We start from the raw sequence: 20,222 nt of genomic DNA on the forward strand, positions 1-20,222 counted from the left end.
GGCAAAAAAGGTGCAGCTATTGCTTGCACCTTTTTTGCGTTTTAATTTTCTGAATCGGCTTCCAGGAGGTCCCACGCTGTTATGATGCCTTTTGGTTTTTCAGTCGGCTTTCCGTTCTCGGTAACTATGATCCCTTCAACCTTTTCATTTTTATTTCGGCAGTCCTCAAACATATCCTCTAATTCAAAGATAGATGTATGTTTGCCTGCAAACGAGATTTGATCCTTTGATTTCTTGCTGAAAAGCTCTTTAATTCTCACCTTTATCAACTGGATTGTTTCTTCTGCAAAGTGCTCTGCCATCCATTTCACGATATCTGCCGAAGTTAATAGCCATGAGTATTCCTCTTTTCTCGAGTAAATGGGGAATTGGGAGTGTGAAAATTTATTAATTATGGCCAGTACATCCGTTAGCTTGCCATCTTCATAAAAATAAAATACCGGAGTTGCAGCTATGGAAAGTGCGGTTTTTGGCTTTTCAAAATGGCCGGCAATCCTTTCAATCTTTTCTACCGTCTCGAGATGAGGCTCCGCAATATAATAATCAAGGTCTATTTTTTCATGGACAATGGCATTTCGCAGCTTGGCAAACTGATGCAAATCATCTTCATATAATCGAATCAGCGAATGATTTTTCTGTATTTCTATAAGTTTATAAAATCTATCTGTTCTGGCGTTTTTAGCAGATTGTTTTAAGGCTTTGTGAATACGGTTAAAGGCAGCCTCAAATCTTTCTGATAAGTTCATTTCTAAATCTGCTTCCAATATGATCTCTCCCTAAATGGTGATGTACCTCCTCTATTCCCAAAATGATGGACAAACTAAACTTTGAAGATATTGGTACGCCTTCTAGCAGAATAATTTGCACAAATAGAATTTTCAGTCTATTATATAATATTATATTCTTCTGCTAAGGACATTGCATAAATATATAACATTACTAATAAATGTTTTTCATTCAAGCATTAGAAGACATGATTTTCCCTTTTTTCAGAAAGAATAATGAATGAAATTCTTTTGAATAAAAATGAAGATTTATTATTACCAAATAATATTTTATTCCTCAGTACAAACAAATTTACTGCGAAAGCTGGTGAAATGATGAGATACACCCTTCACCCATTAGGGGATGATGCTGTTCTTGTTGAGCTTGGGAAAGAAATCAGCAAGGAAACTCATCAGAAAGTTCAGTCGCTGACTGCCTTTCTTGAAAAGTACCCTCCCGAATGGATGATTGAATACATACCTGCTTACACAACTGTAACCATTTTTTATAATCCATTTAAGGCCTATCAGCTTTCAAATGGCCAGCTCCCGTTTAATTTCGTGTGTTCACTGATTAAACCGCTTATTGAAGAGATGACGGAAAATAATATGCCGGAACCTGAAATTGTTGAAATCCCGGTATGCTATGGAGGAGAATTTGGGCCGGATCTTGATTTTGTGGCAGAGCATAATGGGATTACCCCCGAAGAAGTTATTGAAATTCACTCCTCAGGCAGCTACCTGGTCTATATGATTGGATTTGCACCAGGATTCCCTTTTATTGGCGGAATGTCAGAACAAATTGCCGCACCAAGACGGGATACGCCGCGTCTAAAGATTCCCGAGAGAACAGTGGGGATTGCCGGGATGCAGACGGGTATTTACCCCATCGAGACGCCAGGCGGCTGGCAGCTGATTGGGCGTACTCCTGTTAAATTGTTTCGGCCGACGGATGACTCCCCTACCCTACTCAAAGCAGGCGACCAAATCAAATTCAAGCCAATCAGTCTGGAAGAATACCATCATTGGGAGGAGACGGAACAATGATTAACGTTTTAAAGCCTGGACTCCTTTCTAGCATTCAGGACCTGGGGAGAACCGGCTATCAAAAGTTTGGCGTGATTTCCAGCGGGGCCATGGACCCATTTTCACACCGGATGGCCAATCTGCTGGCTGGAAACGAAGAAAATGATCCTGTTTTAGAAATAACGATGATGGGTCCAATTTTAACATTTGAAAAAGATACCCTCATTTCGATTTGCGGCGGTGACCTTTCCCCTTCCATCAATGGCCAGCCTGTTCGGACATGGAGATCCGTTTTTGTGAAAAAAGGCAGTGAACTTAAATTCGGCCGGTGCCGTAAAGGGTGCCGAGCCTATCTGGCTGCTGCGGGCGGATTTGCCGTACCTGATGTAATGAACAGCAAATCCACCTACCTGCGTGCAGGAATTGGCGGTTATAAAGGCAGAGCATTAAAGTCAGGAGACCTGCTGGAAACCGGCAAACCTTCTCTCCAATCATTGAAAATAACGGAGTATTTGACAAAACAGATTCTTGATAGGACTTTTGTTGAAAACGACTGGGGTATTGCATCAGAACTCATACCGGACACAGCGGCAAATCCAGAAATCAGAATAACAAGGGGCCGCCAATTTGATTTATTTTCCGAAGCAAGCCAGGTTCAGCTTTTCAAACATGCCTTTGAAGTTACCTCACAATCGGACAGGATGGGATATAGACTGAAAGGCCCTGCTCTTTCGCTGTCAGAACATGCTGAGCAAATATCTGAAGCCGTAAATTTTGGTTCCATTCAAGTTCCTCCGGATGGAAATCCGATTGTATTGCTGGCTGACCGGCAAACAACTGGAGGTTATCCAAAAATTGGACAGGTTGCTGCTGTCGACCTCCCCCTTCTGGCGCAGGCCAAACCCGGAGACTCCTTAAGTTTTGCAGAAATATCAAATGAACAGGCGCAGCAGTTATTAATTAATAGAGAAATGAAATTAAGTGAATTAAAGCAAGGCATATTTTTAAAAACAAGAGGAGGAAATTAAGATGCACATTGTAGACATTAATTGTGATATGGGAGAAAGCTTTGGTTCATACAAGATGGGGAGCGATGAGGAAATACTTGATTATATTACTTCTGCCAATATTGCATGCGGCTTTCATGCCGGCGACCCTGCGACCATGCGAAAAACAGTTAAGATGGCACTTGAGAAGAATGTTGGCCTGGGTGTCCATCCGGGACTCCAGGATCTGCATGGATTCGGCCGGAGGGATATAAACATAACCCCTCAGGAAGCTTATGACTTAGTGGTCTATCAAATTGGTGCTTTGTATGCCTTTGTTAAATCTGAAGGCGGAAAGCTTCAGCATGTAAAACCGCACGGTGCATTATTCAACATGGCCTCAAAAAGCGCACCATTATCAGAAGCAATCGCAGAAGCGGTTTATAAAGTGGATCCTGAACTGATTCTTTTCGGGCTCTCAGGAAGCGAATTAGTAAAAGCCGGCAGGAAAATTGGACTCCGCTCTGCAAATGAGGTGTTCTCAGACCGCACGTACCAGGAGGATGGAACTCTTACTTCAAGAAGGGAACACAATGCACTTATTACAGATCATAGCGAAGCTGTAAATCAGGTAATCCGCATGGTCAAGGAAGGAAAGGTTCATTCTGTCCAGGGTACTGACGTTTCCATTGAGGCCAATACGATATGCATCCATGGTGACGGGGAAAGCGCACTTGAATTTGCCCAATATATTCCGAAGGCACTGAATGAAGCAGGAATCCAGGTAGCGAAAATCAGCGAGTTTTTGAAATAAAACCGATATTCGTGGAAGTAATGAAAAGTTGGTGCCCCTTTAAGGAGACTTATTTATCTTGCGGGGATTCCGATGTTCTCATCGGGTTGAAATAGTGCATATGAGGTTTTAAAAAATAGCGTGCAGGCTTTTAGGGGCGATTGTCGGGAATAGTTCTGTTGAAGAAGAATACTCTAGCGCGAATGGAACTCAATCATTACAAATAGTGCTGATGCAAGGTAAAAGAAGCACGAAAGATAACCACAAATAGAATTATTGGGGGAAAATGAATGAAAAAGCAATCTAATGCCAGTCTTTTGCTGGGTGCCGCATTCCTTATGGCCACTTCTGCCATTGGACCAGGCTTTCTGACACAAACGACAGTATTTACAGAAACCCTGCTTGCGAGTTTTGGATTTGTAATTTTAATTTCTATTATTATCGATATTGGGGCACAGATGAATATCTGGCGAATCATAGCCGTTTCTGAAAAGCGCGCACAGGATATTGCCAACGATGTCCTTCCGGGACTGGGATATTTCCTTGCTGCCCTGATTGTCATGGGCGGTCTTGCTTTTAATATTGGGAATATTGCCGGTGCCGGGTTAGGTACAAATGTTATTTTCGGTATATCCCCTGAATTGGGCGCCCTTCTAAGCGGAATTTTGGCAATCGGCATCTTTCTTGTAAAAGAAGCGGGCAGATTAATGGACCGTTTCACACAGATTTTAGGATTTGTCATGATTGGATTAACTCTTTATGTAATGTTTACTGCACAGCCTCCTGTTGGTGAAGCTGTTGTCAAAACGTTCGTGCCGGATAAAATTGATATTCTGGCCATTATTACACTAGTCGGCGGAACGGTTGGCGGTTATATTACCTTCGCTGGCGGGCATCGTTTAATTGATGCTGGAGTCAAAGGAAAAGAAGCTCTGCCGGAAGTCACAAAGAGCTCTGTCAGTGCAATCGGGATTGCTTCCATTATGCGTATCTTCCTGTTCCTTGCCGCACTGGGTGTGGTTTCACAGGGCCTTGCACTCGATCCATCCAACCCTCCTGCTTCTGTCTTCCAGCTGGCAGCGGGGAATATTGGATATAAGATGTTTGGAGTAGTTATGTGGGCAGCTGCCATAACTTCTGTTGTCGGTGCAGCTTATACATCGGTCTCATTCATTCGGACATTGAGCCCTGCTGTCGAGAAATATCATAAATGGGTCATTGTCGGTTTTATCGCCATTTCTACATTTGTTTTTGTTTTGATTGGAAAACCGGTAAAAATATTGGTTTTAGTTGGTTCATTAAACGGGCTTATCCTGCCGATTGCACTAGGTGTAATGCTGATTGCTGCCTATAAAACCAAAATTGTCGGTGATTATAAACATCCCCTTTGGATGACGATTTTCGGAGTCATTATCGTGATAGCCATGTCTTACATGGGGGTTTATTCATTAATCAATGGTATCCCCGAGCTATTTAAATAAGCATGAAAGGAGATTTTCATATGATCACCCCTTCTCAATTGAATCCCGAAGAGGCGCGCAAATTAATCCGTGTAAAGGATTGGGATGATCCAACTGCAGGAATGGCTAATGGCTTTATTCAAGCTAAGCTGGCTATATTGCCAAAGGAGCTGGCCTTTGAATTTCTGCTCTTCTGCCAGCGTAATCCTAAATCATGTCCAATCATTGATGTGACTGAACCAGGTTCACCAGTGCCAATGCTGTCAGCTCCAAATGCTGATATTAGAACCGACCTGCCAAAATACAGGGTATATAAAAACGGAGAGCTCGCTGAGGAACTTTCAGATATAACATCTTATTGGAATGATGATATGGTAGCATTTCTGCTCGGATGCAGTTTTACATTCGAAGACGCATTGCTCAAAAATAATATCCCTATCCGCCATATTGAGGAAAATCGGAATGTCCCGATGTATAAAACCAATATTGGCTGTGTGGGTGCAGGCCGGTTTGAAGGCCCGATGGTAGTGAGTATGCGTCCGATGACAGAAAAGGAAGCCATTAGGGCTGTACAGGTGACAAGCCGCTTCCCATCTGTCCATGGGGCCCCTGTCCATATTGGAAATCCAGAAGCAATCGGCATTAGCAATATCCAACGCCCAGATTTTGGGGACCCTGTGACCATTAAAGATGGAGAGGTACCGGTTTTCTGGGCCTGCGGGGTAACACCCCAGGCAGTTGCCATGCATGTGAAGCCGGAAATTATGATTACACATGCTCCGGGACATATGTTTATTACTGATTTGAAAAATGAGGAGTTTTCGGTTTTATAGGAAAAAGGCGTCCCATGGGCGCCTTTTACTTTTTATTTTTCAAATAATTCAGGGCATCATGATGATCTTTTTTCATAATCTGCTCAATTATTGGGTCTGCGGGTATTACTTCCCTGCTTTTTTTATTGATTGTCCGGTAAACGGGCCTGATCGACGAAAGACTGCTTTTAACTTTCCATTCGCTATCCTGGAAAACAATTTTCAAATCGATGAGACCAAGATGATTGCCCCAATATCCAGCTTGGACTGCAGCAGTTCCGTTAATGGTGCCAGTCTTTAAGTCGATTCCAGGCAGCTTTTGCAGTTCATCTTTGACAGGAAAAACAGAATGGCTGTGCCCGAATAGAATGGCATCTAATCCTTTAACCTTGCTGAGGGCATGAACTGAGTTGCCCTTTTTTTCATCCAGTCCTTTATCGGACTCTAGACCTGTATGGGCAAGAGCCACAATAATATCTGCCCCTTTGCTTTTCATAATAGGGATAAAATGCTCGGCAGTTTCCTTTATATTTTTCACTTTAAGGTTTCCGTGAAAATACTCCTTATTCCATTCCGCAACAATCGGTGTGATAAAGCCGATGACTCCAACTTTCAGCTTATGCTTCTCCCCGGCTGTATCTGTCACTTCTTTCTCTATAATGGTATAGGGATTAAAATAATTCAAATCATCCTCATCGAGCTGATTGCTGTCTTCAACATATATATTGGCATTGACATAAGGAAAGTTAGCCCCCCTGAGGCTTTCTTCCATAAAATCAATTCCGTAATTAAATTCATGATTTCCCACCGTAGCAGCATCATAAAGCAGAGTATTCATGGCTTTAAAAACAGGATGGACATTAGCCATGTCAAGCGGATGGCTTCTATAGGCATACTCATCGAGTCCGTTGCCTTCAAGAATGTCCCCATTATCAAATAGAAGGGAATTAGGAGACTCATTTCTTGCCTGTTTAATTAAGCTGGCCGTTCTTGAAAGCCCAAACTCCACTGTTTTCTTGCGGTCTTCGTAATCATAACCAATCATATTTCCATGCAAATCCGTTGTTTCCATCAGGCGCAGATGGATGGTTGGCGGTCCGGAGACTTCAGCTTCCGTCTGGTTCCAGACAATCAGCAGGGCTATGAATAATAACAGCGTGATTAAGTATTTTTTCATTCCCTTTTTCATTCCATCTCCCCCAGATGATCTAAGATAAGTTTTCTTATTTTCTCTCGATACATGAAAATTAATCAGAGATTGGGGGCTTAAGAAAAAAGAAGAAAAAAAGGAAAATTTTGAAACTTTTTATCATCCTATTCGTTATAAAAGAAAACAAAAATAGGAGGTCCTGCATGGTTAGACAAAAAAAATTCTGGGTTTGGGCATTGTTGTTCTTTATTTTAGAATCAATTTTAGCAGCGGGTATTTCGTTTTTTCTTCACTTCCCTCTGCTTGATACCATTGCCTACAGCAGCTTTATTCTTTTTGCATTAAGCCTATTTGCTTTTTCACAGGATGATGCCTGGACAAATAATGTGATTGCTGATTAAGCTAAATATGATGACTCATATGAATGAAGAAGAAAGAGCTGAATTTTTCATTCATATCAATCCGTTTCTTTCAGGGACATTTGCTTTTTTTATCGTTGGGATAATAATTACGGTGTATTTGTTTATAAGTTAATTTGTTGTTGTTTTAGTGTTTAATGATGTCCGTTGCTTTCCGCGGGGAGGCATGAGAGCCTCCTTTGCTTCGCTTGTGGGGTCTCTTACTCCCTCTCCTCCCGAAGGACTTTGAATTGTCTTCCTTGAATCATCACCGCACGAAGAAAATGCGTATGCATTTTCAAGGATCAAGTGCCCACAGCGAAGATCAACTCAGCAGATTAAATAAAATTTGGAGTAAAAAAAACAACAAACTTTGAAAAAAACTTCTATTTTTTGTAAAGAGTTTTTATTATGATTTTCTCCCAGCTTTTCCAGTTCAGTACGTTTTTCAGGCGTATTCTTGTGCGTACACCCTTTCCTACCGGGTACCTGAGTGAAGGTTCTTTTTCCCTGAGAATGCTCACTGCTTTTTTCGCTACGATTAGCGGATCTTCATAAAAGGGCTCGCCTTGTTCAAGGTAATTTTGAATTTTTGTCATATATGGATAATAAGGTGAATCTTTTTTCAAGGATGGTTCCGCTATCTTTTTCCCTGTTGTCCAGATGCCAGTCCTGAAAGATCCTGGCTCAATCAGGACAACATTTACGCCAAACGGTTTCATTTCAAGTCTAAGTGATTCACTCCACCCTTCTACAGCAAATTTTGATGCGGCATATGGCGATAAGCCTGGAAACCCGATTCTTCCGCTGATGGAACTTACATTTAAGATGGTTCCTGTTCTTTGTTTTCGCATAAATGGCAGAACCGCTTGTGTTACTGCAAACGTTCCAAAAACGTTTGTCTCAAATTGATTTCTATACTCCTCCAGCGGTATTTCTTCCGCAAATCCTGCTCCTGCATAGCCTGCATTATTGATTAAAACATCAATTGAAGGCAATTGAAGGATCAGGTTTTTAAAAACTTCTATGGATGAGGACGAGGTGACATCCAATTCGTGAATGGATATCTGTTCATGAACTCCCTCTCGTCTAGCTTTCTCCATTAATAATTTGCTTTTATTCGTATTTCTCATTGTTGCAATAACTTGAAAATCATTCTTAGCCAGCTCAATGGCCATCAAGGTTCCAAACCCGCTGGAACAGCCTGTAACGGCAGCATATTTCCTATCCAACTATCATCATCCTTTCTTCGTAATGATTTTTTCCAATTCGACTGTAAATAGATATATAATTAAATGAAAAAGTATTATAAAATAGTAAATATATTGATAATAAGAGGATGAACAAGGTGGCACACATATTTTTCAGCATTTTCCTGCTTGTATCCGGTTTGTCTTCATCATTGCAGCAAAGCCAGGAGCCGATTGATTTAAATGTGCATTTGAAGGGAAATGCCATTGTTATTGATTCACCTGCCCTTAAAAGCCCTGCATTGAGCAGCACATTAGCAGCTGCAGTAAAATTTACGGCGAAGCTGACCTATTATAAAGAATACCGGATCCATTTTCAGGCGCTAAACTCCCATGCAATTCACAGAAGCAATGAATACATGATCCCATATATGTTCCAGAGTAACTATCTCCGCATTTCATGAAATTTTAAAGAAACTTAAAAAGTGTGGAGGAATGAAATTGGAAACGATAAAATCATTTTTAAATAATAACAGCATCAAACGATTCATTATTTTTGGAATTATTGTCCTGGCTCTTTACCTGCTGAGGAGCATGATTAATTTAATTCTGATTACATTTATATTTTCATTTTTGATGGATAGGCTTGTGAAGCTTGTCCTCTCGAGATTTAAACTGAATAGGAAACTGACGGTCATAACCCTTTATATGGGAATTATCGGCCTGCTTTCTATAGGGATTATCAAGTACCTCCCTTTAATTGTATCTGAAATATCACAGCTGTTTAAACAGGTTGAAAGCTTTTACACCCAAAAACATGACAATATCGTAATTACATATATTGTTCAAATGCTCGAAACAAATGAAATTACGAAATATCTTGAACAGGGCTTTGCGTTCCTGCTTCAATATTTTTCCGATATTAGTCATATTGCCGTACAGGTATTGCTGTCTCTAATCCTTAGCTTGTTTTTCCTGCTTGAAAAACCGAAACTGATTGAATTCACCTTGAAATTTAAGCACAGCAAAATCGCTGACTTTTATAATGAAATCGAGTATTTTGGAAGTAAATTTGTGCAAACATTCGGGAAAGTAATCGAGGCGCAGTTTGTCATTGCCACAGTCAATTGCATCCTGACAACACTTGCTCTATGGATCATGGACTTTCCACAGCTGATGGGATTGTCAATTCTGATTTTCCTGCTGGGATTAATTCCTGTAGCAGGTGTCATTATTTCGCTTGTCCCGCTCTGTACAATCGCCTATTCTCTCGGCGGATTCATCCAAGTATTTTATATAGTACTGGTCATTATGGTGATCCACGCCATTGAAGCGTATATTTTAAATCCGAAGCTTATGTCTTCCAAAACGGATTTGCCGGTCTTTTATACCTTTATTGTCCTGATTTTCTCTGAACATTTCTTCGGTGTTTGGGGATTAATCGTCGGTATACCAGTGTTTGTATTTATGCTGGATGTTCTTGAAGTCAAGAGCAATCCGCCGAAAATTCAGTAATTTAAAAACACACAGTCCCGCTGTGTGTTTTTTCATCTTTTCAGAATCCCCCTTTTATTATCGGGCTGCTTCAGCCAATGCCTGAGCCCTTTTCCTGCGTGTGGTTCATCATTATATCTGGGAATGACGTGCAGATGGCTGTGAAGAATGGATTGATTTGAAGCATCGCCCACATTCCAGCCAAGCGTATATCCATCTGGTGCATACTTTTTATCTAAATAATCCTTAGCTTTTTGCAAAAGTACATATGTATCATTCCATTCTTCCGCTGTCAGGTGAAAAGCATCGGAATGGTGCGCTTTTGGCACTATGACCCCACAGCCCTCCAATACGTCCTGTTCTTTATCGTGCTGAAGAAAATAACAAGTGCTGTTTTCAAAAATGATATTTTGAAGAGGGTCCTTGTGCGGACTGCAAAAAGGACAATGATCCTGATGCGGCATTTAATTTTTTCCTTTCTTTGCGGGGTGATTTATCAACAACTTCTCCAAAGCGGCTTTATGTGAATGCTCATCAAATGCAGAGTTATTGATTACAGCCTTTCGAATGGACAGCTTCTTCAAGATTTCCTCTTCTGCCTGCCTCCTGGCTTTAAGAACCTTTAAAGTGCCATCTTCCCCGCTTAAATGATTTTTCTTTCCATATCCTTGATCGGTATAATAATGGATAAAACCTTCAGACCAGGATTGCGGCCGTTCTTTTATCGCTTTCCTGAAAGAGTAGTCAAGGTTATCCTGACTGATATAAATTAATATCGGATTCAGCTTTTTCACGGAATTTTCCAATGCCAATACATAATTCCGAACCTTTGTAAGCGGAGCTCCATATTTAATCATACCGACTGTAACAGGATTCTGTATAAAACAGCATTCAAAAATATGTACTTTTTTGCCGCTGGCAGCTCGCGTTGAAAATCGTTCCCAATTATTGATTATAAGTTTCATATTTTGATCCAAAGGAAGCTCATAGATATCCTTTTTAGATACTTTCTCATAAAATGTGTCTGGAATGTCAGGTACAAGCTTTTTATAAGGCAATAAATAGCCATTATCTTCCGGAATGCAATTTTCGATAATTTGGTCTCTGAATGCACTATATTCTTCCAGTAATCGATGCCACTGGTCATTTTCAAAATAGGCGACGCTCTCATAATCTGCCGGATGATTCAGATCCCCTTCGCAGTACAGCTCTGACTCAATACCGTTTTGCATCAAAATTTCATGAACCAATCTTGCAGTAGTAGATTTGCCTGAACCAGGCAGACCCTCGATTAAAATTAATTTTGTATCCATCGAATCACCTTCACAATATTTAGAATTCGCATTCTATTGTAATGCATAAAAAGAAAAACAAACAGCATTATTAACTGTTTGTCGTTTGGAAGAGGTTTATTTTATTGCTGAATTTTTTTATGGGAAATTGTCTTGGATATTAATAGCTTTTTGGTGAGCCCACCAGTTTTTGTCGCCATAAACGGACTATGTCGACCTTTTTTTGTGTGGCACTAAATTTTGTTTTTTTATGAACACTTCATTGAGACCTTTTTAAGGTGAGCCACTGAATTTTCGTCTTCATGAAGGTTCTATGGACGCCCATATGTTCGTGAGCCACTGAATTTCCGTCGCCAAGATCATATAAAAGCCTGCACTTAAAATTATCTGCGGTGTTTGTTAATTTCCTTTATCAAAACCGTTAGTGCATCGCTCATTGGCGAGGCTTGCATGTTATTGATGATTTGTCCTCGTTTTTTTTCAAGTTTATCCAGGGATTCAAGAAGGCTTTCTTTTGTTAAGTTCTCCTCTTCCAATGTAAGGGAGAATCCTTTTTTTAAGAAGGATTCTGCATTTTGTATTTGGTCCCCCCTGCTTTGTTTTTTGGTTAGCGGGATGATGAGCATAGGAAGCTTCAAAGCAAGGAATTCAAAAATGGCATTGGATCCTCCTCTGGTGACGACTGTATCTGTAGCAGCGAGGATATCAGCAAGCTCGTTGCTGATGTACTCAAATTGTCTGTAGCCTTTAATGTTTATTAAACTCTCATCCTTTTGACCTTTGCCGCATAGATGAACAATTTGGTATATAGAAGTCAGCTCCTGAAGGGATTCCCGGATCGTTTCATTCATTTTCTTAGCCCCCAGACTGCCGCCCATTACAGTCAAGATTGGCCTTTCATCCGTAAACCCTAGAAGCGCCCTTCCCCTCTCCTTTTCACCGGAGAAGATTTCCCTTCTGATCGGAGATCCTATAGCCGTAGTCTTTCTTGCAGGAAAATGCGACGCAGCTTCATCGAATGAAGTAAAAATCCTGTCTGCAAACCGCTGAGAAATTTTGTTTGCAAGTCCTGGAGTCAGGTCACTTTCATGAATATATATTGGTATTTTTAATGAGCTTGCCGCAATTATAACAGGGACCGATACAAATCCGCCTTTTGAAAATACAAGCTTTGGCTTCAGCTTTTTAAGCAGCTTTCGTGCTTCGATAATCCCTTTTAATACACGAAAAAGATCTTTTATATTTTCTTTATCCATGTAGCGGCGGAGTTTTCCGCTGCTAATTCCGTAATAAGGTATGTTCATTTCAGAAATCAATTCTTTTTCGATTCCCTTTATTGAGCCGATATAGTGAATATCCCATTCCCCTTGGGAAAGTTCATTTATTATGGCGATATTTGGAGTCACATGGCCGGCAGAGCCGCCCCCTGTAAAAACAATCGTATTTTTTTTCATTTCCTACCTGCCTAAACCAATTTTAATTACATTATACATCTAAGATACAAGTTTAAGTCCGATTGCAGCACTTAATACCATTGCAATAAAAAATATCCGTTTTACATCTTTGGGCTCTCCGTACAGAATCATGCCAAGAATGGCTCCTCCAGCGGCACCAATTCCAGTCCAGACCGCATAGGCTGTCCCCATCGGCAGTTCTTTCATGGCCAGCGCAAGAAATATGAAGCTGGCGCCAAAACCGCCAATCAGCAGGAAAAATGATTGCCAATTCCTTTTTTTGTGCCAGCTGTTAATCATGGTGACACCTGTCATTTCAAAAAGCCCAGCCAGAATAAGAAACACCCAGCTCATGAAGCTTCAGCTCCTTTATCTTCGTTTGTCACCAGCTTTAAGCCTAAAACACCTAATAACAAAATAAGAACAAGAATTATTTTAGATAATTTCAAAGGCTCTCCGAAAAATACAATTTCAGATAAAACTGTACCAGCAGTGCCCAAGCCCACAAAGACCGCATATACCGTTCCCACAGGCAGGACTTTGCCAGCCATTATCATCAAATAAAAACTGACTGCTATGCATAAGATGGTCCCTGCCCATGATAATGGATCATCCGCATGCTTTAACCCAATCACCCAAAACACTTCAAAAAATGCGGCTATAAATACCTTCAGCCACTGCATGAAATCAGCCCCTTTTTTACGAATATTATTCCCGGAAAAAGAAAAAAGCCCGGAAGATATCTGATGAACAGTATCTCCCAGGCTTTTATCCTTCCGTGGCATAGCTTTTATAGCTATGAGTTTTCTCTCGGACCAGGCCAGCAGCTGCTGCGGAACCCTAGAAAACCTTTTTATTAGATTTACTGGCATTATAACAAAATAAAAGCCCCTTTTCCATAATAATAAATGGAAATAGATATCAAGACACATGATTAGCAAGGACATATTCTTTTTCCCAATTCCGGCTGTCTGATATTTCAGCTGATAAAGAATGCAATGAGCATCTCGATGCAATATGACTGAGTGATGGCGGATAGGGGCTTTTTCTTATATGACCTATTATGCAGCTCAGAGCCATCTCATAGTCGAATTGCTGGCAATAATTAAAATAATAATTAACGATTTCGTTTTTGATCCGAAAAGGCGGATATATTCTTTCAATAAGAACAAAAAGCGTCAGCATCTCTGTTTTGTTCATTTACCCCATCCTTTATGATTAACGTTAATTCAATTATTGCCTTTTTTACTAAAACAATACCCCTGCAACTGGCAGGGGTTTCGCTTTATATTTCCAATTCAAGAGCTACCGGGCAATGATCGCTGCCCATAATGTCGCAGTGGATCTGTGAATCTAGTATTCTTTCTTTTAGCTTTTCGGACACAATAAAATAATCAATCCGCCAGCCGATATTCCGCTCTCTTACCTTGGCCATGTAGGACCACCAGGTATATGCTCCTTCCGCTTCGGGATATTTATAGCGGAATGCATCAACAAACCCGGATCCAAGCAGTCTGGTCATTTTTCCACGTTCTTCATCAGTAAAGCCTGAGTTGCCCCTGTTGGATTTAGCATTTTTTAAATCTATTTCGAAATGAGCCACGTTTAAGTCCCCGCACATGATCACAGGCTTAATCTGATCCAGGCCGAGTAAATACTCCCGGATCCGCTCTTCCCACTCAAGACGGTTTGGAAGCCGGGCCAGGTCACGCTGTGAATTCGGAGTATAGACATTAACAAGATAAAAGCCTTCATACTCAAGCGTGAGAATCCTGCCTTCAGGTTCTGTTTCGTCATCGCCCAATCCATAGCGAACAGAGAGCGGCTCTTTTTTTGTAAATACAGCTGTACCGGAATATCCTTTTTTTATCGCATAATTCCAGTATTGGTGATAGCCTTCCAGTATGAGCTCGATCTGTCCTTCCTGCAGTTTGGATTCCTGAATGCAAAATATGTCTGCATCCACTTCTTTGAAGTAATCCATGAATCCTTTTTTCACACATGCCCTTATGCCATTCACATTCCATGAAACGAGTTTCATTGCTATTATATCTCCTTATGTTAAAAAATCTGTCTGAATACAACATTACCACGGATATTCAATACTTGCACAGTTAAAGTACTGTAACGGGAATGGCAAACAACAAAAATTACTGGCAAATGCAGCATACTTTAATTAGCGGTGCTCTATTGCCTGAATATCATGGTACCGGCATTCATTTGCACTAATTTGACCTTTTCACCCCGCTTAATACTTTCATATAATGATGCCGTCAGCTCAAAGGCTTTGCCATTATCCAGCCGAATCCAATATTCTTCATGCGTGCTGAAGTTGCTCAAGTAATTATCAACCGAGGTCTGCCGATATTTTTCCTCTATTCTACCTTCGAATTCTGCGATATGAGTTTCCTCAGCCACAAGACCTGAAATGAAGCCATAATAGACGACCAGCATGAAAGCTGCCACTTGAACATAGAGGCCTGATTCCATCCACTTTTTCAATTGTTCATCCCTCTGTTTCTATTGTTTGTTAGTGAGCTATCCTCAATAGATTGGGATAAACCTTAGAATTTCAAACATGCATACAATAAAAAATGCCCAAATCAATGGGCATTTCTCATTATTCTATTTACTGAATCATATAACTTGGCGGCTGCTTTTTCTGGTGAATCCGCCTGGCTGATTGCAGAAATGACAGAAACACCGTCTGCTCCTGCCTCAATTAGGGGAGATGCATTTTCAGAAGTAATTCCGCCTATTCCTACAACAGGAATTTGGATGTCGGCAGATCTTAATTCTGTCAAAAAAGTAAGTCCCTGTACTGCTTTGGCATCTGCCTTTGTGGATGTCGGATAAATAGGCCCTATGCCAATGTAATCTGCGCCTTGACGGATCGCTGTTTCCGCTTCCTGCATGCTGTGCACTGAGACTCCCAGGATTTTGCTGCCAATTTTCCTGCGGACCACATCGGCTGCTTCATCGTCCTGGCCTATATGGACACCATCTGCATTTATTTTAACTTCCAATTCAATATCATCATTGACAATAAAAGGGATATTGCTCTGTTTGCAGATTGCTTGAAGCTTTTTTGCGAGCGATTCCTTTTCTTTACCATGAAGGCATCCTGCTCCTTTTTCACGGAATTGAAATAACGTAATGCCTCCCTTGATGGCTGCTTGAAGGACATTTTCAGGATTCTGGCAGCAATTTGTGCTGCCCATTATGAAGTATACTTTTAATAAGCTTCTCATTGCCTGCGGATTAACAGCCATATACTTCAGCCTCCTTCTTCCTTTTATTGAACGCCCAGTGATTGGTAGGTCCATGACCGCTGCCAATTCCTAAATCATTTTCAATTGCTGCCTGGATGAATTTTTTTGCCCGATCAACAGCCTCTGGCACGGTAAGACCGTCAGCGAGGCCAGCGGTGATGGCAGCCGAGTAAGTGCAGCCTGTTCCATGTGTGTTGGCTGTTTGTATTCTGCTGCTTTTAAATTCCGAAAAACTTTCTCCGTCAAAAAGAAGGTCTGCTGCTATGTCTTTTGCTTCATCATGGCCGCCTTTTATGATGACATTTTTCGCTCCAAGGTGATGCAGTTTTTTTGCTGCTTCTCTTTTATCCTCTAGTGAACGAATTCTTATGTCCGTTAAAACCTCTGCTTCTGGAATATTCGGGGTAATCACCAGAGAGAGAGGGATAAGATGCTTTTTCATCGCTAATATCGCTTCATTCTGAAGAAGACTTGCTCCTCCCTTTGCTATCATTACTGGATCTATGACGACATTTTTCCAGCCGTATCTCACAATTTCATTGGAAACACTCTCGATTATATCTGCACTAAAAAGCATTCCTGTCTTCACAGCGTCAGGTCTGAGGTCTTCTCCTATCGACTGAATTTGAGCAGAAACTGCCTCTGCTGTCATTGGATAAACTCCTTGAACACCCTTGGTGTTTTGAGCCGTTACCGCAGTTAAAGCAGACATGCCGAAAACACCGAGTTCCTGAAATGTTTTTAAGTCAGCTTGAATGCCCGCGCCGCCGCCGCTATCAGAACCCGCTATGGTTAAAGCTTTGTTCACTTTCATTTATATTGCCTCCTAACTGGTCGTTTTTCAAAAGAGCCATATGATTCAACATCTGCAGCTGAAATGTTATATAAGCTATTCAAAAACTCTATTTGGAAAGTGCCTGGTCCTTTGCCATCCGATTTTTCTGCTGCGATTTCGGCTGCAGAGCCATAAACGACCAATGAAGTTACTGCCGCTTTTACAGGATCCTTTTCAATAGCAGCGAAAGCTCCTATTATTGAAGTAAGAAGACATCCGGCACCCGTTACTTTCGTTAGAAGAGGATGGCCATTGTTAATGGCAAAAGTGGATTTTCCATCTGAAACGATATCCTGTTTTCCTGTAATAACGGTTACTGCACCAAGTTCTTTTGCTGCCGACTTAGCAAGCTCTGAAGTGTTACCTGCTGCTTCAATTGCATCTACGCCCTTTATACTCCATTTCTGTCCTGCCGCGTTGGCAATTTCTGCAGCATTCCCTCTTATGATGGTAATATCTAACTCTTCTAATATTCTTTTAGCTGTATCTGTGCGATAAGCCGTGGCGCCGACACCAACCGGGTCGAAAATGACTGGAACCCCATGCTGATTTGCTGATTTACCCGCTATGAGCATACTTTTTACTTCTTTTTCTGTCAGTGTTCCCATATTGAGAACCAATGCACCAGCTATTTTAGCCATTTCAGCTGCCTCTTCATGTGCATATGCCATTACTGGTGATGCCCCAATTGCCAGCAGGCCATTTGCAGTAAAGTTTGTTACCACCACATTTGTAATGTTATGTACAAGTGGGTTTGACACTCTTACTTTTTCCAATAGACTGCTAAACTCCTGAATGTTCATCTAAAATCCTCCTTTAATTCATAACTAATCCGCCATCTACAACCAGATTTTGTCCAGTAACTGCCCTTGCCCATGGAGAAGCGAAGAAGACTATCGCATCAGCCACTTCTTGAGGATCTGTGACTTTTCTTAATGGAGTCGAGTTTTCGATAATTTTAAAGACTTCCTTAGAGGTCGAAGCACTGGCATCTGTCGTTTTTAACAAACCTCCCGATACCATATTTGCAGTAATTCCATATTGGCCCAGCTCATTCGCCATATTTCTGGTGAAGCCTAATAAAGCAGCTTTGCTGGTCGTATAGTCATGATAGGGTACAACTGGATGCTGGAATAGATTGGTGCCGACCGAGATTACCCTGCCAAACTCCAGTTTTTTCATATCTTCAAGACCTGCCTGAACTGTGTTCAATGCTCCCAGAATTGCACCTTCCAGCTGGCTTTTGTAATCATCCCATTTAATTGTTTCTGCATCTTTTTTCGAAATAGGGTCAAATTGAAAGTTTACCAGTGCATTATTGACTATGGTTGTAATAGGAGCTCCAAAGTGTTCCTTCGTCTCTTGAAACATGGAGTTCACTTGAACACTGTCCCTAATATCAGCACGAATGGCAATGGCTTTTTCGCCAATTTCCTTCTGCAGAGCATGGGCTTTTTCCTCGCTATGGAAATAGTTAATGACAACTTTCGCTCCTTCTCTCGCGAATGCTTTTGCGGTTTCTTTGCCCAGCCCTCTGCTGCTGCCTGTAATGATGACAATCTGATCGTTAAGATTCATAGAAAATCCTCCTTATTGATAGCCAATTCATCTGTTTTAGAGAACAAAATAAAAACCAGATCCGCAATTGGACCTGGCTGAATAATCTAAGAGAATTAGTCGTTCCCCGCAATTACTACTTTCCTACGCTGGTATGATCCAGATCAGGTCCGAAGGGTAAAAAACAGTCCGGTTTCTTTCTCAGCCCGCGCATCGGGCACCCCTAGCAGTAAAACTATTAAGTTGGCTGTTTTCATCTTAGCCTGAAACGTTAAATCTGTAAAGTCTTGCAATTCTGCCTGTTCCTCTTTATGGTGTAAATAGGAATACATAACTTGGAGGAATTAAAGAATGGCTGAACACCAATTCCAATTAAAAGCATATTGGCCAGGACTTCGGAATGATGTTGGAGAAATTGAAACAGGCGGGCTTAAAACAAAGGTTTCCATTCCGCCAGAAATGGAAGGACCCGGAATCGGAACAAATCCGGATGAAATGCTGCTGGGGGCAGCGGCAACTTGTTATATTATTACCCTGGCAGCTATGATGGAACGAAGTAAACTCGAGAAAGAAAACCTTACGATGGAATCAACCGGTATTGTAGATGTAACTAAAGGTGTGATTACATACAAGAAAATTATTCATCGCCCTGTTATCTTGTTACAGGCGGATGCGACTGAAAAGGATCATTCACTTGCGCGCAAGCTGGCGCAAAAAGCTGAAGCATCCTGTATGATTTCCAGGGCGATTAAAGGTAATGTAGAGGTAGAATTGGAAGAAACGATTCTAACTGCCAAAAACACTTCGAAATAACCAAAAACCGGCATGATTGCCGGTTTTTATTCTTTAAAGAGCCCACTTTCGGATTGCCTGTGCAACACCAGCTTCATCATTAGTTCCAGTAATAGCATTCGCTGTTTCTTTCACAATATCCTGCGCATTTCCCATTGCTACACCCCAGCCTGATTCCTCGATCATGGCAATATCATTTAAGCTGTCACCCATCGCCATTACATTTTCCATCGAAATGCCAAGAAGCTCTGTTACCTTCTGGATACCTTTGGCTTTATTGATTCCAAGAGCATTTACCTCAATATTAGTTAAGCTGGAATTTGTAATCTCCAGATCCCCTTTTGTTTGAAGCTCTTTATGAATGAGTTCCCTGATTTCATCATCTGATATATCAAATCCAAATTTAAGCCATTCATGGTCATGAATATTTTCAGGCATTTCATTCCTCCAAACCCGTTCACAGCTTGTTGCCCAGAAATTAGTCTTATGTGACTGGGATAGGTTCCACATCCACTCCATTATTTTTGAATCAACTGGAGTCCTTGAGATTGATTCACCATGAGGGCCAAATATTTCACTGCCGTTGACTGTGATCAAGTAGGAGTTTAATTCCAAAGAATCGGAATGGTCGCCTGCCGTAAGCCTGGATCTTCCAGTGCTCAAAATAACTTCAATTCCTTTTTCCTTTGCCTCTCGTATGGCCTTACGGTTTTCATCAGGAATTTCCCCTCTGGAATTCAACAAGGTTCCATCCATATCAAGAGCGATTAATTTGATCTGTGGAGCAATATTTGATTGTGACATAATAATCTCCCTTCTTTCTTGCACAATATAGCCATTATATAAATAAACAATCCTCCCATCAAAAACAAAGCACTTGGGCAAAATCATTTTTTCAATATAGGGGTTATTATTCCCAATCTAAATGTAAAGGCTGGAATTACTCA

Annotated in this window: 25 protein-coding genes and 2 riboswitches; of the genes, 9 read left to right on the forward strand and 16 right to left on the reverse strand. The window is 41.0% G+C overall.

Going from position 1 to position 20,222, the window contains the following annotated elements:
- Positions 1-41 precede the first annotated feature (41 nt).
- Positions 42-764: a CBS domain-containing protein gene (locus A361_RS13260; RefSeq protein WP_019379808.1), complete on the reverse strand. Its 723-nt coding sequence runs from the start codon at positions 762-764 to the stop codon at positions 42-44.
- Between the two features lie 336 nt (positions 765-1,100).
- Here A361_RS13260 and pxpB point away from each other — a divergent pair, with 336 nt between their 5' ends.
- The 5 genes from pxpB (at position 1,101) to A361_RS13285 (ending at position 5,862) form a co-directional block, all read left to right on the forward strand.
- Entirely contained in the window at positions 1,101-1,811 is a 711-nt protein-coding gene (gene pxpB / locus A361_RS13265) for a 5-oxoprolinase subunit PxpB (RefSeq protein WP_026041557.1), read from the forward strand.
- Positions 1,808-2,818 carry a biotin-dependent carboxyltransferase family protein gene (locus tag A361_RS13270; RefSeq protein ID WP_019379806.1) on the forward strand — a complete coding sequence of 337 codons (1,011 nt, stop codon included), beginning with the start codon at positions 1,808-1,810 and terminating at the stop codon, positions 2,816-2,818. Before pxpB ends, A361_RS13270 begins: the two co-directional genes overlap by 4 nt.
- Position 2,819: 1 nt before the next feature.
- Positions 2,820-3,590 carry a LamB/YcsF family protein gene (locus tag A361_RS13275; protein ID WP_019379805.1) on the forward strand — a complete coding sequence of 257 codons (771 nt, stop codon included), beginning with the start codon at positions 2,820-2,822 and terminating at the stop codon, positions 3,588-3,590.
- A 269-nt stretch (positions 3,591-3,859) separates the two neighbouring features.
- Positions 3,860-5,050, forward strand: coding sequence for an NRAMP family divalent metal transporter (locus A361_RS13280; protein ID WP_009334497.1), 1,191 nt, complete (start codon positions 3,860-3,862; stop codon positions 5,048-5,050).
- A gap of 20 nt (positions 5,051-5,070) precedes the next feature.
- Positions 5,071-5,862 (forward strand): putative hydro-lyase, encoded by a 792-nt coding sequence (locus tag A361_RS13285; protein ID WP_019379804.1) that lies wholly within the window; start codon positions 5,071-5,073, stop codon positions 5,860-5,862.
- Positions 5,863-5,887: 25 nt separating this feature from the next.
- On the opposite strand, the gene A361_RS13290 is transcribed toward A361_RS13285, so the two are convergent.
- Complete coding sequence (locus A361_RS13290) at positions 5,888-7,030, reverse strand: metallophosphoesterase (RefSeq protein ID WP_009334495.1); 1,143 nt, start codon at positions 7,028-7,030, stop codon at positions 5,888-5,890.
- A gap of 164 nt (positions 7,031-7,194) precedes the next feature.
- Between A361_RS13290 and A361_RS13295 the strand changes: the two genes are divergently transcribed.
- Positions 7,195-7,392 carry a hypothetical protein gene (locus tag A361_RS13295; RefSeq protein ID WP_009334494.1) on the forward strand — a complete coding sequence of 66 codons (198 nt, stop codon included), beginning with the start codon at positions 7,195-7,197 and terminating at the stop codon, positions 7,390-7,392.
- Between the two features lie 383 nt (positions 7,393-7,775).
- Here A361_RS13295 and A361_RS13300 read toward each other — a convergent pair whose 3' ends face one another.
- A complete protein-coding gene (locus A361_RS13300) occupies positions 7,776-8,621 on the reverse strand; it encodes an SDR family oxidoreductase (RefSeq protein ID WP_019379802.1) in 846 nt (281 codons plus the stop codon).
- Positions 8,622-8,728: 107 nt separating this feature from the next.
- Here A361_RS13300 and A361_RS13305 point away from each other — a divergent pair, with 107 nt between their 5' ends.
- Both A361_RS13305 and A361_RS13310 read left to right on the forward strand, forming a co-directional pair.
- The gene (locus A361_RS13305; protein WP_236888038.1) at positions 8,729-9,043 is read left to right on the forward strand and encodes a hypothetical protein; all 315 of its coding nucleotides are present in this window, start codon (positions 8,729-8,731) and stop codon (positions 9,041-9,043) included.
- A gap of 37 nt (positions 9,044-9,080) precedes the next feature.
- Positions 9,081-10,094 carry an AI-2E family transporter gene (locus A361_RS13310; protein WP_009334490.1) on the forward strand — a complete coding sequence of 338 codons (1,014 nt, stop codon included), beginning with the start codon at positions 9,081-9,083 and terminating at the stop codon, positions 10,092-10,094.
- Between the two features lie 32 nt (positions 10,095-10,126).
- Here the strand turns inward: A361_RS13310 and A361_RS13315 are convergent, their stop codons facing one another.
- The 12 genes from A361_RS13315 to A361_RS13370 all read right to left on the reverse strand — a co-directional run bounded on the left by A361_RS13315 (position 10,127) and on the right by A361_RS13370 (position 18,504).
- Positions 10,127-10,537, reverse strand: a complete 411-nt coding sequence (locus A361_RS13315; protein ID WP_009334489.1) for an HIT family protein — start codon at positions 10,535-10,537, stop codon at positions 10,127-10,129.
- Complete coding sequence (locus tag A361_RS13320; protein ID WP_019379800.1) at positions 10,538-11,386, reverse strand: hypothetical protein; 849 nt, start codon at positions 11,384-11,386, stop codon at positions 10,538-10,540.
- A 362-nt stretch (positions 11,387-11,748) separates the two neighbouring features.
- Positions 11,749-12,819 carry an undecaprenyldiphospho-muramoylpentapeptide beta-N-acetylglucosaminyltransferase gene (locus A361_RS13325; RefSeq protein WP_019379799.1) on the reverse strand — a complete coding sequence of 357 codons (1,071 nt, stop codon included), beginning with the start codon at positions 12,817-12,819 and terminating at the stop codon, positions 11,749-11,751.
- A gap of 39 nt (positions 12,820-12,858) precedes the next feature.
- Positions 12,859-13,173 carry a DMT family transporter gene (locus A361_RS13330; RefSeq protein WP_009334486.1) on the reverse strand — a complete coding sequence of 105 codons (315 nt, stop codon included), beginning with the start codon at positions 13,171-13,173 and terminating at the stop codon, positions 12,859-12,861.
- A complete protein-coding gene (locus A361_RS13335) occupies positions 13,170-13,502 on the reverse strand; it encodes a DMT family transporter (protein WP_009334485.1) in 333 nt (110 codons plus the stop codon). Before A361_RS13335 ends, A361_RS13330 begins: the two co-directional genes overlap by 4 nt.
- A 72-nt stretch (positions 13,503-13,574) precedes the next feature.
- Positions 13,575-13,674: riboswitch (guanidine-I (ykkC/yxkD leader) on the reverse strand.
- A 66-nt stretch (positions 13,675-13,740) separates the two neighbouring features.
- Positions 13,741-14,019 (reverse strand): hypothetical protein, encoded by a 279-nt coding sequence (locus A361_RS13340; RefSeq protein WP_019379797.1) that lies wholly within the window; start codon positions 14,017-14,019, stop codon positions 13,741-13,743.
- Positions 14,020-14,104: 85 nt separating this feature from the next.
- A complete protein-coding gene (locus A361_RS13345) occupies positions 14,105-14,860 on the reverse strand; it encodes an exodeoxyribonuclease III (protein ID WP_019379796.1) in 756 nt (251 codons plus the stop codon).
- Between the two features lie 146 nt (positions 14,861-15,006).
- A complete protein-coding gene (locus A361_RS13350) occupies positions 15,007-15,321 on the reverse strand; it encodes a hypothetical protein (RefSeq protein ID WP_019379795.1) in 315 nt (104 codons plus the stop codon).
- A gap of 101 nt (positions 15,322-15,422) precedes the next feature.
- Positions 15,423-16,091, reverse strand: a complete 669-nt coding sequence (gene thiE / locus A361_RS13355) for a thiamine phosphate synthase (RefSeq protein WP_019379794.1) — start codon at positions 16,089-16,091, stop codon at positions 15,423-15,425.
- Entirely contained in the window at positions 16,081-16,905 is an 825-nt protein-coding gene (gene thiD / locus A361_RS13360; RefSeq protein ID WP_019379793.1) for a bifunctional hydroxymethylpyrimidine kinase/phosphomethylpyrimidine kinase, read from the reverse strand. The genes thiE and thiD overlap by 11 nt, the downstream gene beginning before the upstream one ends.
- Positions 16,902-17,729, reverse strand: coding sequence for a hydroxyethylthiazole kinase (thiM, locus tag A361_RS13365; protein ID WP_019379792.1), 828 nt, complete (start codon positions 17,727-17,729; stop codon positions 16,902-16,904). Before thiM ends, thiD begins: the two co-directional genes overlap by 4 nt.
- Before the next feature lie 13 nt (positions 17,730-17,742).
- Entirely contained in the window at positions 17,743-18,504 is a 762-nt protein-coding gene (locus A361_RS13370) for a 3-oxoacyl-ACP reductase (protein ID WP_009334478.1), read from the reverse strand.
- Between the two features lie 103 nt (positions 18,505-18,607).
- Positions 18,608-18,718: riboswitch (TPP riboswitch) on the reverse strand.
- Positions 18,719-18,834: 116 nt separating this feature from the next.
- On the opposite strand from A361_RS13370, the gene A361_RS13375 reads away from it, so the two are divergent.
- Complete coding sequence (locus A361_RS13375; RefSeq protein WP_019379790.1) at positions 18,835-19,296, forward strand: OsmC family protein; 462 nt, start codon at positions 18,835-18,837, stop codon at positions 19,294-19,296.
- A 33-nt stretch (positions 19,297-19,329) separates the two neighbouring features.
- On the opposite strand, the gene A361_RS13380 is transcribed toward A361_RS13375, so the two are convergent.
- Positions 19,330-20,079, reverse strand: a complete 750-nt coding sequence (locus tag A361_RS13380) for a Cof-type HAD-IIB family hydrolase (RefSeq protein ID WP_019379789.1) — start codon at positions 20,077-20,079, stop codon at positions 19,330-19,332.
- Between the last annotated feature and the right edge of the window lie 143 nt (positions 20,080-20,222).

Source organism: Cytobacillus oceanisediminis 2691 (genome assembly GCF_000294775.2).
In the GTDB taxonomy this organism is placed as follows: domain Bacteria; phylum Bacillota; class Bacilli; order Bacillales; family Cytobacillaceae; genus Cytobacillus; species Cytobacillus pseudoceanisediminis.